Origin of the sequence: Neisseria sp. MVDL19-042950 (assembly GCF_030504625.1) — a bacterium.
GTDB lineage: Bacteria > Pseudomonadota > Gammaproteobacteria > Burkholderiales > Neisseriaceae > Neisseria.
Genome location: NZ_JAUKWH010000007.1, coordinates 59,743 through 76,659 on the forward strand (window position 1 = coordinate 59,743; position 16,917 = coordinate 76,659).

At 52.0% G+C, this 16,917-nt stretch carries 12 protein-coding genes; 6 read left to right on the forward strand and 6 right to left on the reverse strand.

The features are described from left to right. Nucleotides 1-269 precede the first annotated feature (269 nt). On the forward strand, nt 270-2,885 hold the full coding sequence (gene adhE, locus Q0X97_RS07715; RefSeq protein ID WP_302066762.1) for a bifunctional acetaldehyde-CoA/alcohol dehydrogenase: 2,616 nt from the start codon (nt 270-272) through the stop codon (nt 2,883-2,885). Between the two features lie 301 nt (nt 2,886-3,186). Beyond that, a complete protein-coding gene (locus tag Q0X97_RS07720; protein WP_158087726.1) occupies nt 3,187-3,345 on the forward strand; it encodes a hypothetical protein in 159 nt (52 codons plus the stop codon). Nucleotides 3,346-3,404: 59 nt separating this feature from the next. Here Q0X97_RS07720 and rbsK read toward each other — a convergent pair whose 3' ends face one another. Together rbsK and Q0X97_RS07730 are read right to left on the reverse strand one after the other, a co-directional pair. Then, complete coding sequence (rbsK, locus tag Q0X97_RS07725) at nt 3,405-4,307, reverse strand: ribokinase (protein ID WP_302066763.1); 903 nt, start codon at nt 4,305-4,307, stop codon at nt 3,405-3,407. Nucleotides 4,308-4,469: 162 nt separating this feature from the next. Continuing rightward, on the reverse strand, nt 4,470-6,452 hold the full coding sequence (locus Q0X97_RS07730; protein ID WP_302066764.1) for a DNA topoisomerase IV subunit B: 1,983 nt from the start codon (nt 6,450-6,452) through the stop codon (nt 4,470-4,472). A 758-nt stretch (nt 6,453-7,210) separates the two neighbouring features. Here Q0X97_RS07730 and Q0X97_RS07735 point away from each other — a divergent pair. Continuing rightward, nucleotides 7,211-9,556, forward strand: coding sequence for a C25 family cysteine peptidase (locus Q0X97_RS07735; protein WP_302066765.1), 2,346 nt, complete (start codon nt 7,211-7,213; stop codon nt 9,554-9,556). Between the two features lie 227 nt (nt 9,557-9,783). On the opposite strand, the gene Q0X97_RS07740 is transcribed toward Q0X97_RS07735, so the two are convergent. From Q0X97_RS07740 to Q0X97_RS07750, 3 genes are all read right to left on the reverse strand, one after another. After that, the gene (locus Q0X97_RS07740; protein ID WP_302066766.1) at nt 9,784-10,383 is read right to left on the reverse strand and encodes a glutathione S-transferase family protein; all 600 of its coding nucleotides are present in this window, start codon (nt 10,381-10,383) and stop codon (nt 9,784-9,786) included. An 82-nt stretch (nt 10,384-10,465) separates the two neighbouring features. Next, nucleotides 10,466-11,170, reverse strand: a complete 705-nt coding sequence (locus tag Q0X97_RS07745; RefSeq protein WP_302066767.1) for a YafY family protein — start codon at nt 11,168-11,170, stop codon at nt 10,466-10,468. Nucleotides 11,171-11,261: 91 nt separating this feature from the next. Then, nucleotides 11,262-11,798: an RNA pyrophosphohydrolase gene (locus Q0X97_RS07750; RefSeq protein ID WP_085390199.1), complete on the reverse strand. Its 537-nt coding sequence runs from the start codon at nt 11,796-11,798 to the stop codon at nt 11,262-11,264. 307 nt (nt 11,799-12,105) lie between these two features. Between Q0X97_RS07750 and Q0X97_RS07755 the strand changes: the two genes are divergently transcribed. Continuing rightward, entirely contained in the window at nt 12,106-13,275 is a 1,170-nt protein-coding gene (locus Q0X97_RS07755) for a polyamine ABC transporter substrate-binding protein (RefSeq protein ID WP_302066768.1), read from the forward strand. A gap of 181 nt (nt 13,276-13,456) precedes the next feature. On the opposite strand, the gene Q0X97_RS07760 is transcribed toward Q0X97_RS07755, so the two are convergent. Beyond that, the gene (locus Q0X97_RS07760) at nt 13,457-14,062 is read right to left on the reverse strand and encodes a CoA pyrophosphatase (protein ID WP_302066769.1); all 606 of its coding nucleotides are present in this window, start codon (nt 14,060-14,062) and stop codon (nt 13,457-13,459) included. A gap of 197 nt (nt 14,063-14,259) precedes the next feature. Here Q0X97_RS07760 and Q0X97_RS07765 point away from each other — a divergent pair, with 197 nt between their 5' ends. Then, nucleotides 14,260-16,119 (forward strand): tetratricopeptide repeat protein, encoded by a 1,860-nt coding sequence (locus Q0X97_RS07765; protein WP_302066770.1) that lies wholly within the window; start codon nt 14,260-14,262, stop codon nt 16,117-16,119. Nucleotides 16,120-16,326: 207 nt separating this feature from the next. Next, nucleotides 16,327-16,914 (forward strand): lipoprotein insertase outer membrane protein LolB, encoded by a 588-nt coding sequence (gene lolB / locus Q0X97_RS07770; RefSeq protein ID WP_302066812.1) that lies wholly within the window; start codon nt 16,327-16,329, stop codon nt 16,912-16,914. Nucleotides 16,915-16,917 lie beyond the last annotated feature (3 nt).

The following is a 16,917-nucleotide window of genomic DNA, read 5'->3' on the forward strand; positions in this document are numbered from 1 at the left end:
CGGATATGAAGGAGAAGTAGGTATGTTGAAATTAAATAACCGGTTAGGCGGCAATGAGGAAAACCGACGGTTTTATATTTTTATGTTTTTGATTAACACATTGTCTTTTCAAAGTTTATAGATTAATTTGCAGGCGGGTAAATGTTGTCGAAAACAGTTTGGCGAAGCAAGGCTTTATGATTTAGGTCAATATGTTTTGTAGTAATATTACTTATACTGTCAGGTAAGTAAGATTTTTTTATTTTGTACCCACTATCAGGAGACACCACATGAACGCATCTGCCGATACCGCCGTAAGCCCAGCAGTGGCCGAGGTAAACAGCTTGGTTGAAAGAGGTTTGGTTGCGCTGGAGGCTTTCCGTCAGTTAAATCAAGAACAAATCGATTATATCGTTGCCAAAGCGTCGATTGCGGCGCTGGCCAAACACGGTGAGCTTGCCATGCATGCGGTGGAAGAAACCGGCCGCGGAATATTTGAAGACAAAGCCACTAAAAACCTGTTTGCCTGCGAAAACGTAGTGCGCCGCCTGCGCGATCTCAAAACCGTGGGCGTGGTTAGTGAAAACGATGTAACCGGCATTACCGAAATCGCCGATCCGGTGGGTGTGGTGTGCGGTATCGTGCCGACCACCAATCCTACTTCCACCACTATTTTCAAGGCCTTGATTGCGTTGAAAACCCGTAATCCGGTCGTATTCTCTTTCCACCCTTCCGCCCAACAATGTTCAGCACATGCGGCGCAAATCGTGCGTGATGCGGCTGTGGCGGCGGGTGCGCCTGAAAACTGTATCCAATGGATTGAAAAACCGTCGATGGAAGGCACCAGCGCCTTGATGAAGCACCCCGGCATCGCCACCATTTTGGCCACCGGCGGCAATGCGATGGTGGAAGCTGCTTATTCGTGCGGCAAGCCTGCGCTCGGTGTGGGAGCGGGCAACGTGCCGGCTTATGTGGAAAAATCCGCCGATATCAAGCAGGCGGCGCACGATATCGTGATGTCGAAAGCGTTTGATAACGGTATGATTTGTGCCAGCGAACAGGCGGTAATCGCCGATAAGGAAATTTACGACGAGCTGGTTGCCGAGATGAAGTCTTACGGCGTTTATGTTGTCAACAAAAAAGAAAAAGCGCTGTTGGAAGACTTTATTTTCGGTGTGAAAGCCGACAGTAAAAATTGCAGCTTGGCCAAATTGAACTCCGCCGTGGTGGGCAAATCCGCTGCATGGATTGCTGAGCAAGCCGGTTTCAGCGTGCCTGAAAAAACCAATATCCTGATGGCGGAATGCCGCGAAGTGGGCCCTAAAGAACCGCTCACCCGCGAAAAACTTTCTCCCGTGCTGGCTCTTTTGAAAGCAACCAGTACCGAAGAAGGCTTGAAACTTTCCGAGCAAATGGTGGAATTCGACGGTTTGGGCCACTCTGCCGCCATTCACACGGCCGACAGGGATTTGGTTAAAGAATTCGGCGCGCGTGTGAAAGCCATCCGCGTTATTTGGAATTCTCCTTCGACTTTCGGCGGCATCGGCGACGTGTACAACGCTTTCCTGCCTTCTTTGACGCTCGGTTGCGGCTCTTACGGCAAAAACTCGGTCGGCAACAACGTCAGCGCCGTCAATCTGTTGAACATCAAAAAAATAGGCCGTCGGAGAAACAACATGCAATGGTTTAAAGTGCCCGCCAAAATTTATTTTGAACGCGACTCCATCCAATATCTGCAAGATATGAAAGAGTGCGAAAAAGTGATGATCGTTACCGACCGCTCTATGGTGGATTTGGGCTTTGTCGATAAAGTAACCCATCAATTGCACTTGCGTAAAAACAAAGTAACCGTACAGTTGTTTACCGATGTCGAGCCCGATCCCAGCGTGCAAACCGTATACAAAGGCACCGATCTGATGCGCAGCTTCCAGCCCGATACCATTATCGCACTGGGCGGCGGTTCGGCTATGGACGCGGCCAAAGCCATGTGGCTGTTTTACGAGCAGCCCCAAGTCGAATTTGAAGATTTGGTGCAAAAATTCATGGACATCCGCAAACGTGCCTTCCGCTTCCCCGAATTGGGCCGTAAAGCCAAATTCATCGGTATTCCGACAACTTCGGGCACCGGTTCGGAAGTTACTCCGTTTACCGTAATCAGCGACGGCGACAAAAAATACCCGATTGCCGACTACTCGCTCACTCCGACCATTGCGATCGTAGACCCCGCATTTACCATGACCGTGCCCGCGCACGTTACCGCCGACACTGGTTTGGACGTATTGACCCACGCCGTAGAAGCCTATGTTTCCGTGTTGGCCAACGACTTTACCGACGGTTTGGCATTGCAGGCCATCAAGCTGGTGTTCGAATTCTTGGAGCGTTCGTACAAATACGGTGCCAAAGACCCCGAAGCCCGCGAGCGCATGCACAATGCCTCGACCATTGCGGGTATGGCTTTTGCCAACGCGTTCTTGGGGATGAACCACTCGCTGGCGCACAAAGTCGGCGGCAAATTCCACACGCCGCACGGTCGTACCAACGCGATTCTGATGCCGCACGTGATCCGTTACAACGGTACGCGTCCGCAAAAAACCGCCACTTGGCCGAAATACAACCACTACAAAGCCGACGTGAAATACCAAGAAATCGCCCGTACCCTCGGCTTGCCTTGCAGCACTCCGGCCGAAGGCGTGGAATCTTTCGCTAAAGCCTGCGACGAGTTGGCACGCAAAGTGGGCATCAATATGTCGTTTAAAGAACAAGGTATTGATGAGAAAGCCTTTATGGCTGCCCGCAAAGAGTTGGCGATGATGGCTTACGAAGACCAATGCTCTCCGGCCAACCCGCGCCTGCCGATGGTGGCCGATATGGAAGAAATCTTGACTAAGGCTTATTACGGGGAATAAGCCGCACCGGGTAAGTTGTTGGGAGGAGAAGAGGCCGTCTGAAAATATTTTCAGACGGCTTTTTTTTTGTGTGTCGGAGATAGGGTGGGATTCCCGTAACCGATACGAGGGAGTCGATATTGCAGGGAATGCCAATGCACGCTGCTGCGGCTGCGTTGCCGTATGCCGGTATCGGATACGTGCCGCAAATACGGAACCTTCGGTAAAAGTAACGGTCGTTACCGGATGGATCTGTGTTCGGGTGGCTTCGGTTTTTCAATGCCTGAACCGTTCTGCTTTTATTTTTCAAAAAGGATGCTTAATGAAAAAAGGATACTATCTCAAACTTTCCATCGCTTTCTTGGTGCTTTCGGTGGTGAATTTTCTGTTGTCTCCCAAGCAGGATGGCATTCCCTTTATCAGCATTTTCTTCATTATCGCGGCGGTAGTGGCTTTCTTTATCCACCGCAAAAAAGGCTGATTGGCAAAAGGCCGTCTGAAAAGTTTCAGACGGCCTTCTTAACAATGGCAAAGGCAGGATTATTCCTGTTGCGCCAAAAACGCTTCCAATTCCGCCAAAGTGGGCATGCCGCCTTGTGCACCGGCTTTGGTTACCGACAAGGCTGCGGCGGCGCAGGCTTTGCGCACGGCGGTTGCCATTCCTTCATGGATGAAGACGGCAAATGCACCGTTAAAGGTATCGCCTGCACCGGTGGTGTCGACGGGGGTAACTTTAAAGCTCGGTTGTCTGTGCAACGTGCCGTTATCGTCGTTGTAGACCACGCCTTCGCTGCCGCGCGTCATCAGCACGGGGCGGCCCGCCTGTCGGATTAAGGTTTCGACCGGCGTGTCTTCCGGCAGCCCCAAGCTGATGGCGAGTTCGTAGGCGTTGGGAGTGAGCAGCGTAACCAATTCGAGCAGTCCGGCGGGCAGTTTTTGGGCGGGGGCGGGGTTGAGCACGAACGGCTTGCCGTGTTTGCGGGCGAGCTTGGCGGCGGTAATCACGCACTCCATCGGAATTTCAAGCTGGCTCAAAACTACATCGGATTCGGCAATGCGGGCTTCGCAGGCTTCGATGTCGGCAGGCGTGATGCCGAAGTTCGCGCCGGAAACCACGATGATGTGGTTGTCGCCCTCGGCCACGGTAATGTTGGCCATGCCGGTGGGCAGGTGGGGCAGGGTTTTGACGTGTGCGGTATCAACGCCTTCCTGCTTGAGATGGGCGAGCAGTTCGCTGCCGAAGCCGTCGTTGCCGACTGCGCCTATCATGCACACGTCCGCCCCCAAACGCGCGGCGGCCACGGCTTGGTTGGCCCCTTTGCCGCCCATGAAGCGGTTGAACGACGTGCCCAAAAGCGTTTCGCCCTGTTTGGGGAAGCGGGGCGAGCCGGTAACCAAGTCCATGTTGATGCTGCCGACGACGGTGATTTTTGTAGGATTCATATTGCTTCCTCGATTGGTTGGGGCCGTCTGAAAAGTTATCTGTTGCTGCGGCAGCGTCGTGCTTTTGCTGCCGTATGTTTCAGACGGCCTTTGATAAAGGTTGGCAGGTAAAAGCCGTAATACGTTTCAGACGGCCTCTTGTACCAACAAGGCCGTCTGAAATCAAATGTCTACTTCCGCCGTATCGCCCTCGGCTTCCATCCACGCGCGGCGGCTGGCGGCTTCGCCTTTGCCCATCAATTTGACAAAGATGCTGTGGGTTTGTTCGTGCGCTGTTTCGGGAATCTGCACCTGTAACAGGCGGCGGGTGTCGGGGTGCATGGTGGTGTCTTTGAGCTGGTCGGGATTCATCTCGCCCAAGCCTTTGAAGCGGCTGATGGAATAGGCGGTTTCTTTCACATCTTCTTTTTGCAGTCGCTCTAGAATGCCGTCCAACTCGCCCTGATCGAGTGCGTAGAATTTGCGCGCGGGTTTGCTTTTGCCTTGCGCGTTGACGTCCACGCGGAACAGCGGCGGCTGGGCAACATAAATATGGCCGTCTGAAACCAGTTTGGGGAAGTGGCGGTAAAACAAGGTGAGCAGCAGCACTTGGATGTGTGAGCCGTCTACATCGGCATCGGAGAGGATGGCAATTTTGCCGTAACGCAGGCCGCTTAAATCGGGGGTGTCGTTCGCGCCGTGCGGGTCAACGCCGATGGCGACGGCGATGTCGTGGATTTCGGCATTGCCGAACAGTTGGTCTTGATGCACTTCAAAGCTGTTCAACACTTTGCCGCGCAAGGGCAAAATGGCTTGGGTGGCTTTGTCGCGCGCGAGTTTGGCCGAACCGCCTGCCGAATCGCCCTCCACTAAGAAGAGTTCGTTTTCGCGGATGTCTTCGCTTTCGCAATCGGTGAGCTTGCCGGGCAGCACGGCCACGCCGCTGCCTTTTTTCTTTTCGATTTTCTTCACCGAACGCATCCGCGCCTGCGCCTGTTTGATGGCGAGTTCGGCGATTTTTTTACCGGCTTCGACGTTTTGATTGAGCCACAATTCCAGCGGGTCGCCCGACACGGCGGCCACGAGTTTGAGCGCGTCGCGGTTAGTAAGTTTGTCTTTGGTTTGGCCTTGGAATTGCGGGTCGAGCACGCGGGCGGACAATACGAATGCCACGCGGCTGAACACGTCGTCGCTCTGCACTTTCACGCCGCGCGGCAGCAGGTTGTGGTGGTTGATGAAGTTGTTCACCGCTTGGAACACCGCCTGCCGCAAGCCTGCTTCGTGCGTGCCGCCGAGCGGGGTGGGAATCAGGTTCACATAGCTTTCGCTGTTGCACGAACCTTCTTCCAGCCAAGTGAGCGCAAACGCCGCACCTTCGCCCGTGCTGAAATCGCTGTCGTGGCCGTCTGAAATATAGTTTTCCGAAGCGAACACCGGCACGGCTTCCTGCGCCTCGCTGATTAAGTCGAGCAGATAGCTTTTGAGGCCGTTGGGGTAATGCCATGTCTGCACGTGCGGCTCGGGCTGGCCTTTGACGGGGCGGGTGAGCGACACGGTAACGCCCGGCAGCAGCACGGCTTTGGCGCGCAACAGGCGCTCAAGCTCGGCGATGCTGTATTGCGGGCTTTCAAAATATTTGCCGTCCGGCCACACGCGCACTTCGGTGCCGCTGTCTTTCACCGCGCATTTGCCGACTTCGGCCAGCGGCTCCACCACCGCACCGCCCGCAAACACGATGCGGTGGATTTTGCCTTCGCGCTTCACGGTAACTTCGAGGCGTTTGGAAAGCGCGTTGGTTACCGACACGCCCACCCCGTGCAGGCCGCCTGAAAAGGCATACGCGCTGCCGCCGTCTTTCTTGTTGAACTTACCGCCCGCATGAAGCTGCGTGAACACCAGCTCCACCACCGGCAAACCTTCCACCGGATGCAGCCCCACCGGAATGCCGCGCCCGTTGTCGCGCACGGAAAGCGAGCCGTCTTCATGGATTTCGACTTTGATTGCATCGGCAAAACCGCCGAGTGCTTCGTCGGCGGCGTTGTCGATCACTTCTTGGCAGATGTGGGTGGGGCTGTCGGTGCGGGTGTACATGCCCGGCCGTTCTTTTACCGGCTCCAAGCCTTTGAGGACGGTGATACTGGATTCGCTGTATTGGGGTGTGGTCATGAGGGTTACGCAGTCAAATGTTTAAGCGGTTTCAGACGGCCTCTTGCGGCAGGCCGTCTGAAAAATAAGAAAATCTTGCAGTCGGGCGGGATTTTAACATGATTTAAACGGGGTTTCAGACGGCCTTAGCAAGCAAATATCCAAACTATTCGGCATCAATACACATCAGGCCGTCTGAAAATCAAAAACACTTTCAGACGGCCTGAAAGCATTTAGTTCCATTCCCATTTCAAGGCAAAAAAACTCTTCAAAAGTTCTGAATAGATGACCATTTTTGAGAACGCCCGCCCAGCCCTGACTTATATAAAAATTGTCTTATATCAACTTTTGTACTCAATTTTCAGATCAAGGAGAAAAACAAAATCAATCCTTATTGACACAGGCCGATCAAGATTGTAATGTAAATATATCTCATAAGTTATTATTTATAAAGTATTATTTATGATTATAACATTTAATAAATACATCATTTATGAGATGCTGCCCACAGTAACTCATACGTTTGTGCCATAAGGTTTTAAACCTTAAACAAGCACAACAGCTGTAGGGCACGGTGCCGGTTTGTATGTTTTGTTGTAACTGTTGTATGGAAAGCCAATGTCTTGTGCATTTCGGCGGCAAGTGCTTACAACTGTATCGATGTTTGATGCTTGGCTTTACGGAGTCGCCCCATTTTAAATAGTAAGGTTGCCTCCTAAAACAAGTGAGCTTTGCCGACAAAACTAAATCTACCCCACTGTATGAAAAGGAGAGTAAACATGAGCGAGAAAAAATGGCTTAGCTTTCAGAGTACCTCTGAAGTCAATGAACCGCCTAAAATCGAAGTTAACAAAGCAGTCACATCCTCTGCCGCTCCTAGAGCACGCAGTCTGCATGATGTAGAGCAACATAAGGCTGTAACGGTTCGATATACCATTTCAGGCGCATGGGAAGGTACGGTCGCAGACTTTAAGCGGTTGGAGATACCCGAAACTACATTCATAGACGTAGAGGGAGCCCCCTCCGTACCCAAAGACGGTATCTTCGTGGCTGTACCTATGGATGCCGAGGATGTGCAAGTCCGCGTTGTTGAAAAGTCCACAACCACCATCGATCGCGAGCTTGAAATTGCCCCCGCTCCCAAACAGTTTATTGAAACAGAGTTTAAGGAAGTGTATGAACCTGATCCGTCTATATACGGGTCGGACGAGCCTTATCCCGGACGCGATTTCGACTTTTTGGGCTTAAAGACTGTTGCCGGTGTAAAAGTCGCCCATATCCTTGTTTACTTGGGGCAATACCGGCCTATATCTAAAAGCATGGAAGTCGTTCAGTCCATCGTTCTTGAAGTTTCTTACCATACGCCGCACGATACCGACAGCATTTCTGGCAAAAAGCGTAGCGCCCGCAAACTTGGTCGCAAACCGCGTGAAATGCCCGAAACCGATCTCATTTTAGGTTTAGATCTGCTGGACGACCAAGCCGATTATTCATCAATCATTGAAGATTTTGAAGGGCTGGATCGAGAATTTATTGAAAAACTGGAAGCCGAAGCAGAGTTGCCGCCAGATGAACTTGATAAAGCTTCATACCCGGAAGCAACGGAAGACGAAGTTTTGATTACGTCGGCTCCAGTAGAACGCAGTCTAACCGCAAGGAGGCCGACAGCTTTTCCTCGCCCCAAACTGAAGATAGCCGGGCTCATCGCTGAGTATGTGATTATTACAACCCGGGCTCTTGAAAATGCAGTCGAACCATTGCGGAGAGCAAAAACAGGATGGCCATATTACGTCAAAGTTGCGCTGACTGAAGATATTCAGAAAGAGTTTCCACACTCCGGTTCGGATTTAAAAGAATCAATCAAAGCATTTATTACATGGGCAACCAACAACTGGTGGATTCCTCCCCGCTTTGTCGTCTTGGCGGGTGATACAGATATTATCCCTATGCACACTTATATAAGTCGGACGGAGCCTACAGAGACTTACACCTCTGATCATTATTACACTGATATTTCCGATGATCTTGTACCTGAATTGGCACTCTCGCGTATTCCTACTTCTGATCCTGCTATCCTTAAACAAGTCTGTAGACACCTCACCGGATACGCAAATCGCCGTAGGGGAGATTGGGGCGGCTGGCAGAATCGGGTGATGTTGTGTTCTCACGAAGATTCTGTATACAGAGACAACTGCGACGAAATCTACGATCGAATCCATCATCGCTACAATACTATCAAGCGATATGCCACAGACACTTCTAGGCAAGATGTGATCAATACGATGAACAACGGAGTTGTGATGGCACTTTATCGTGGGCACGGCAGCGAAACGGCGTGGCTTTCCAGCAACGGGCTCCGCTGTGAAGATGTTGAGCAGCTTTCCAACGGATGTTTTCCTCCTTTCGTGCTGAACGTATGTTGCTGGAACGGTGCGGTGGACTTCAATCATCTCGAAACCATTACGGAGACATTTATCCGCAGGCGTAAAGCAATTAGCGTCTTAGCAGCTTCCCGCCCTTCGTACACCTATGCTAATAATAATTTCGCCAGATATTTATTAGATGCAGTGATGAAAGGCAATTGCATAACCCCGGCTGCCATTGTTCGCTATGCCAAAACTATGATGATACGAAACCACCCTGATTCTACCACTCATATAGACAACATGCTGATGTACAACCTTTTCGGCGAGCTTACCGCTCATGTAGCCAGCAATGCCGAATGGTTGAGGGGTCGTTGGGAATTCCTCTACGACAAATGGAAAGGCACCCTGAAAGTAGACAGAATTTGGAACTACCGTGTAGAAACCTCCCCTTCTGGTCAACAGGCACCTGTTTGGAGTATTTCTGGTCAGTATGTTAATAGAAACCACAGCTACTCCTTCGAGGGAACTCTGGGAGGATTCTCTCCTGCCCAACCGGGTGTAAGTTCCGTGCGAAGCGATCACAAATTCGAATTCCGGATTAAGTTCTCATCTTCCTACTACAAGCGGTTTGTGGGATACGTTGATACTTGCAAACTGACCCGCATTTCGGGATCAGGCTGGGAGTTTAGTTATCCATTCGGATGGACTGCTCAAAGGAAAAAAAGGAGAAAGAAAAAAGGAAAACGCAAAGCAGCTTGAATCCTTTGACTGCCGCAAGTGAGAAATCACGATAATAAAGTAAACCGCCCTGAATAATTAGATATATTTGAATCATTCAAACGGCGGCGAGAAACTGAGTTCTGCATGACGCAGGGCTCAGTTTTTTTACTCACAACCATGCGGCTTAGATATCGCAAAATTTTTTACCAAAAACTGGCCTTTTTTCAGACGGCCTCACGCTGTTATGACAAACACTGTTTTACCAATCAACCATTCCATTCCGCAGCACGCACCGCCGCGGGTCGTTGGGCATGGCGGTTGATATAGCTTGTGAACACGGGATCGGCGGGCAGCGCGCCGGTGTGGTTGACCGTCCAATCCAGCAAACCGGTGTAGTAAAGGTCGAGTGCGGTAAAGTGGTTGCTGACCATATATTCGCGGCCGTCGAGGTGTTGGCGCAAAGTGTTTATGGCGGTGTTTAAGTCGCCGTAGCCGATGGCGCGGCGGATGTTTTCGTCGCTTTCCAAACCGCGCATTTTGTCCACGCCGGCATATTCGAGATGAACGGCAAACAAGAGCCAGCGGTAATATTGCCCGCGGTCTTCACTGCCGGCGGCGGGAATCAGATTTTTTTCGGGAAACTGCTCGGCAAGGTAGGTAACGATGGCGGCCGATTCGGTCAGCACTTGGCCGCGGTGTTTTAAGGCAGGCACTTTGCCCATCGGATTGACGGCGAGATAGTCGGGGGATTTGACGCTGTCGTAAGACAACACCACGGTATCGTAATCGGCGCCGCATTCTTCAAGCATCCACAAAACCATGCCGCCGCGTGATTGGGGTACGGTGTAGAGGGTAAAGTCTTTCATGTCGTTCTCCAAGTATCGGGAAAGGTAGGAAGATTTTACGGGCGGCGCGTGTCAGTTTTTGTCAGCAGGGTTTCAGACGGCCTCAAAAATCGAACGGGTGCAGGTCGATGCCTTCCCTGCGCCGCCACTCGTCCAACAAAAGCATGCGCGGGGTGGGATAAATGTCGCCGATCACGGCTTTGCCGATGCGGTCGGAGCGGAAATGGCGGAAATCCTGCCGCAGTTCGCACCAAGCTGACACCAGCCGCGCGTCGTCGAAATAACCGATGGAAAACGGCCACACGGTGCGGCGGCTCGGGCGGTTTTTGGCATCGGTGTAGTCGAATTCGAGTTTGCGGTTGCTGCGGATAGCGGCGCGAATGGTGTTGAGAACATGCTGCTCGTGTTCGCCGTATTCCGTATGATCGCGAACGGGGAACAAGGCTTGGCTGTCCAACAAATCCGCCATGTTTTCCGGCAGCACGGCCTGCACTTTCGCCAACACCGATTTGGCATCTTGCGCCAATGCGTTGTCGGTATAAGCCAGCACCCAACGCATGCCTAGCACGAGGGCTTCGATTTCGTTGGCGTTGAACGAAAGCGGCGGCAGCAGAAAATCTTTGTGGAGAATAAAACCGACACCCGCCTCGCCGCGTATATCCGCGCCCTGACGGCACAGGGTTTCGATGTCGCGGTACACGGTGCGCACGCTCACGGAAAGCGTTTCCGCCAGTGTGTCGGCGGTAACGGGGAGGCGGTGGTTGCGCAGCAGTTGCAACAGGTTGAGCAGGCGTTCGGAGCGGGTCATGGCAGAGCGTTATGTTTGTGGCAGGTTTTAATCAATGAGGCCGTCTGAAAATAAAAAACGCTTTCAGACGGCCTGAAAGCGTTCGGAGGGATTATTTGAGTTCCAGTTGGCGGCGGGTAAATTCTTCCAGCGTTTCCAAACCGCGCAAAAAGCGGGAAAGCTCGCTCAATGCGCCTTCGTACACGCCGCGTTTGAAATCAATCACTTCGTCTATCGGTGCCCAATATTGATGCCAACGCCAGCCGTCGAATTCGGGGTGGCTGGTCGCACGCAGATGCACATCGCTTTCGCGGCCCACCAAGCGCAGCAGATACCAGATTTGCTTCTGCCCGCGGTACGAACCGCGCCATTCCCGCCGCACCCAATGGGTAGGCACGTCGTAACGCAGCCAATCACGCGTGCGGCCGAGAATTTTGACGTGGTGCGGCAGCAGGCCGACTTCTTCCAGAAGCTCCCGATACATGGCGGTTTCGGGGCTTTCGCCCGGCTTGATGCCGCCTTGCGGAAACTGCCAAGAATGCTCGCGCACGCGCTTGCCCCAAAATACTTCGTTGCGGTCGTTGGTTAAGATAATACCGACATTGGGGCGATATCCTTCTCTATCCAGCATTTCGTGTCGCCCTTGCATAAAATTCAATCGTGGGATTTTCCCATAAATGCAGGCGGTTTGACAAATTTGCAGGCCGTCTGAAGCCTTTTTTTCCACGCTTGGCGGGGCCATCTGAAAAAATTTGTTGTTTATGATGAAAAACCTATCGGAATTTGTGTTAAAAAATGTTTGTTTTTACTTGGTAAAGTATTGCATCTCAAAGGATTTTGCCGTTTAATTCGCCCTGTCGCCAAATGCTTGGTGCTTGCTGCATGCAGCTTCATTGCCGCTGCATGATTGGTATTTTTTTGTACTCGTTCCGGTACGTTTTTTGAAGGATAAGAAGATGAAAAAAACTTGGTTGGTTTCTGCTGTGGCAGGCCTGTTTTTAGTGGCGTGCGGCGGTTCGGGAAACACCGATACGCAAAAAACTGCGGAAAACACGGAGGCAAGCAGCGGGCAGCAACAAACGGCGGCTGCTCCGGCAACGGGTAATCTGAATATTTACAACTGGTCGGATTATGTTGATCCGGCAACCGTGAGCGAGTTTGAAAAAACCAATAAAATCAAGGTTCGATACGATTATTACGACAGCAACGAAACGCTGGAAGCCAAAGTGCTTACCGGTAAATCGGGCTACGATTTGGTTGCTCCTTCGATTGCCAACGTCGGCCGTCAGATTAAAGCGGGCGCTTATCAGGAAATCGATAAAAGCATGATTGCCAACTACGGCAATATCGATCCCGATCTGTTGAAAATGATGGAGCAGGTTGATCCGGGCAACAAATATGCCGTGCCGTATTTCTGGGGTATTAATACGTTGGCCATCAATAAAGACCAAGTGGCCAAAGCCTTGGGCTCGGACCAACTGCCCGAAAACGAATGGGATTTGGTGTTTAATCCCGAATATACCGCCAAATTGAAATCATGCGGCATCAGCTTCCTCGACAGCCCCACCGAGCAAATTCCGTTGGCGTTGAACTACATCGGCAAAGATCCCAACAGCGAAACCGCCGATGATTTGAAAGCGGCTGTGGACATGATGAAAAAAGTCCGTTCCGATGTAAAACGTTTCAGCTCTTCGGGTTATATCGACGATATGGCGGCGGGTAATCTTTGCGTGGCGGTCGGTTACGGCGGCGATTTGAATATTGCCAAAAACCGCGCTAAAGATTCCAAAAACGGTGTGGACATAGAAGTGCTTACTCCGAAAAGCGGCGTAGGCATCTGGATCGACTCGTTTATGATTCCGAAAGGCGCGCAAAATGTTGCCAATGCGCACCGATACATCAGCTACACGCTTGATCCGCAAGTGGCAGCGAAAAACGGCAATTTCGTTACTTACGCGCCTGCCAGCAAGCCCGCCCGCGATTTGATGGAGCAGCAGTATGCCGGCGACAACTCGATTTTCCCGAGCGACGAAGTGAAGGCTAAAAGTTTTGTGGTTCTGCCGAAATCGCCCAATGCAGTGAAATTGAGCGTACGTTTATGGCAGGGTTTGAAAGCAGGCCAATAAGCATCAGCGAACCGACAGGCCGTCTGAAAAGGCGGCTTGGCATAAAAAGCACCGTAGTGATATGGTGCTTTTTTGTTTCAGACGGCCTCTGTTTTGTTTTTATGGCAAACAGGCCGTCTGAAAAGTATCGGGAAACTTTTTCAGACGGCCTGTTTGATGCGCCGCATTATCCAATATGTTTTCAAGGGGAAAAGCGCAGATGCTGTTCGTAGCGTTCGGCCAAATCATACAAAATCGTGGCCGTCAGCCCCCAGATGTCGTAGTGCAGATAGGGCAGGGCGGGCGTGTTCAGGATTTGGCCGTTGTAATGGAATTCCCGGCTTTGGTAATTGTTTTTATCGAGGGCGAAGGAGAGCGGCACGTAGAAAATTTCGGCCACTTCGTCGGTATTGGCTTGCGTGGGCGGGTTGTCCGCACTAAGGGCGGGCACGGGAAAAACGGCGTAACCCGAAGGCGTGTAATAGGGTTCGAAAGGCGGGAAAGTTTGCCATTGTGCCGAGGCGATGCCGGTTTCTTCGGCCGTTTCCCGCAGGGCGGTACAGATAGGGTTGTTGTCTTGCGGGTCGCACCGTCCGCCCGCCAACGCAATTTGCCCCGTGTGGTGGCGCAGGGTGTCGGAACGGCGCGTCAGTAAGATTTCCCATCGGCAGGAGCGGCAAACCACGGCCAGCAGCACGGCCGCCCGAAGCGGTCGGGCGGCGGCAAACAGACGGTTGCGGTTGCTGCCCATGGCGGCGGGGTAGCGTGCGGCTTCCTGAAAGAAGCGGCTGAGTTCGTCGTAGTTCATGATGTGTCGGCCCGGTGCGGAATAAGTTTTCAGACGGCCTCGTTTTATCGGGTGTTGTGTTACATTTACGCCCTTGCCGATATGACTAATGCAAATAATCAACAAAGCGGCGGGCTTGTGATAAAGTATCGCACATTCGGTTACAGGCCGTCTGAAAAGTTTGCGGCCGTAACTTTTGAAGATTCGAGGAAATGTTTATGTTTTTTGGTAAAACCCGTATCCATGCCGCAGTTTGGGCGGTAATGATGCTGTTTGCCGGCAATAGTTATGCCGCCAATGAAGCACCTAAGCAGATGCCGCAAAAAGTGCGTGCCGCTACGGTAAAAAAGAGTTTTTATTCTTTGGAAGAGCATGAGCAGGAATATGCGCGCCGGACAAAGATTGTCGAGCGCGCAAACGAACTGTTTACACTGCTGAGCGGGGAAATGGCTTTGCAGAAAGGCGAAGCAGGATCGGCATTGGCAACTTATGTGATTATGCTGAACCGTACCAAAAAACCCGAAATTGCCGAGCGTGCGATGGAAATGGCCATTTCCCTGCATGCTTACGAACAGGCCGAACAGATTTATCAAATTTGGCGGGAAATCGAACCTGTGCCGGGCAATGCCCAAAAACGCATGGGGTGGGCGCTCGATTTGGTGCTGGGTAACACCGAAAAAACCGCAGACGGCCTGCAAGACGTGCTCAAAACCGCCGATGATGTCCACGCCCGCCGGGTGTTCCTGCTATTGGCGCAGATGAGCATTCTGCATGCCGATCTTGCTGGAAAAGCAGGCAAGGCGGTGCACCGTGCCGCTAAAAAATATCCCGAAATGCCGGAAGCGGCGATTGCCGATTTGATTTTCAGCGCCCAAAACGGTAAAGACAGAAATGCCGTTGCCGCTTTGCAGAAATTGTCGAAACTGGATGCCGAAATCCTGCCGCCTACCGAGGCTACATTACGTTTGGTGGCGCAACGCAACCCGCAGATTTTGAGCCGTTTCTTTACCGAAACCGATACCAGCAACCTTTCTCCCGTATGGCAGGAGATGGAAATCAGCAGTCTGATTGCAGACAACCAGCCCGATAAAGCATATGCGCGTTTGCAAGCCTTGCTGAATCAGAATCCGAATGCCGATTTGTATATTCAGGCGGCCATTTTGTCAGTAACGCGCGAGGAAAACCTTTCGGTAACCGGCAACTATCTCGACAAAGCCTATCGTACCGGCACCAGCGAGCAAAAGAGCAGGGCGGCGGTTATCGGTGCCATGCGCTATGCCGATGCCAAACAGTACAAACAAGCTAAAGTATGGGCGGATAAAATCGTCTCTCCCGACTATGTGTTCGACAAAGCGGTATTGCGCGCCTCTATTGAAGCCGAAACCGGCAACGGCCGCACGGCACTTGCAGAAGCCCGCCGTGCCCAACGCCTGCCCGAACAGCAGGGCCGCTTCTTCAACAGCAGCGATTTGCAGCGGGTTTACCTGTTTGCTTTGGCCAAACACAGCAATCCCCAAGAAGCCTTGGCCGAATTGAACGCGCTGGCCGCCAAAGCCCGCAGACAGCCCGACGGTGCGGAGCGGTTGCCTGATATTCTTTACCAACGCGGCATGGTGTATGTCGATCAGTTGAAACAGCCCGAAAAAGCCATAGCCGATTTCCGCCATTATCTGCGTTTGAACCCGAACAGCGCCGCAGGTATGAATGCGCTCGGTTACACATTGCTTACCTTGCCGCAGTCCGATAAAGAAGAAGCATTCAGGCTGATTCAGGCGGCCTATCAGCAAGAGCCGGAATCCGCAGCCATCAATGACAGCATAGGCTGGGCATATTATCTGAAAGGCGATGCCCAAGCCGCACTGCCTTATCTGCAATATGCGTTCGAGCAGTATCCCGATCCTGAAGTGGCCGCACATTTGGGCGAAGTGTGGTGGGCGCTTGGCGAGCGGGAAAAGGCTAAAAACGTATGGAAGGAAGGTTTGAAGAAAGAAGGCGATAAAGCCGCCTTGAAACGCACCTTGCAACGTTTGGGCGTGAAACTGCCTGCTCCGGCCAAGAAAGCGAAAAAGAAGAAGTAAAGCTTAACTTGTCAGGCCGTCTGAACAGCTTCTACCGTTTTCAGACGGCCTTCTCCAAAATTACGGCTTATTCGGATGCCGCCGAACTTATCCCCCTTCCGACAGGTCAAGTTTGAATGTACCGACAAAAACAGGCCGTCTGAAACCGGCTTGAAAGCCTTTCAGACGGCCTTTCCTTATCATTCAAATCCACATACAGGTAACAGCATGAAACTCGATGTTTCTAAAATTTCATTGTGTGTCGCCGTATTGCTCGCAGCTTGTGCACAACCGCACATGCCGCCGCAAGAAAGCTGGCGCGCACAAACCGATATCGCCGACTTCGCCGCAGACGGCCGTTTGGCAGTAAAAGTTAACGAAAAAGGCTCTTATGCCAATTTTGACTGGACTTACCAGAATCAAGTGCAAACCATCAACGTAAACACCCCTCTGGGCAATACCCTCGGCCAACTTTGTCAGGACAGCCGCGGTGTGCTGGCCGTCGACAGCAAAGGCAAAGTCTATCAAGCCGGTACCGCGCAAGAGCTAAGCGAACGTTTACTCGGCTACTCGCTTCCCGTGCAATACCTGCATGTGTGGGCAAACGGCCAGTGGGTCAAAAACGCCCCTTACCAACTTCTTTCAGACGGCCGCCTGCAACAATTCGAGTGGACGATTTCACGTACCCTGAAGTCAGACGGATCGCCCCGCACTTTACTATTGGAAAGTTCCAAGCTGACTTTACGGCTGGTATTTGACCAAATGTCTCCCGCAAAAGACGGTAATGCACCCAAACAATGTGCTGCACGCGGATAACGG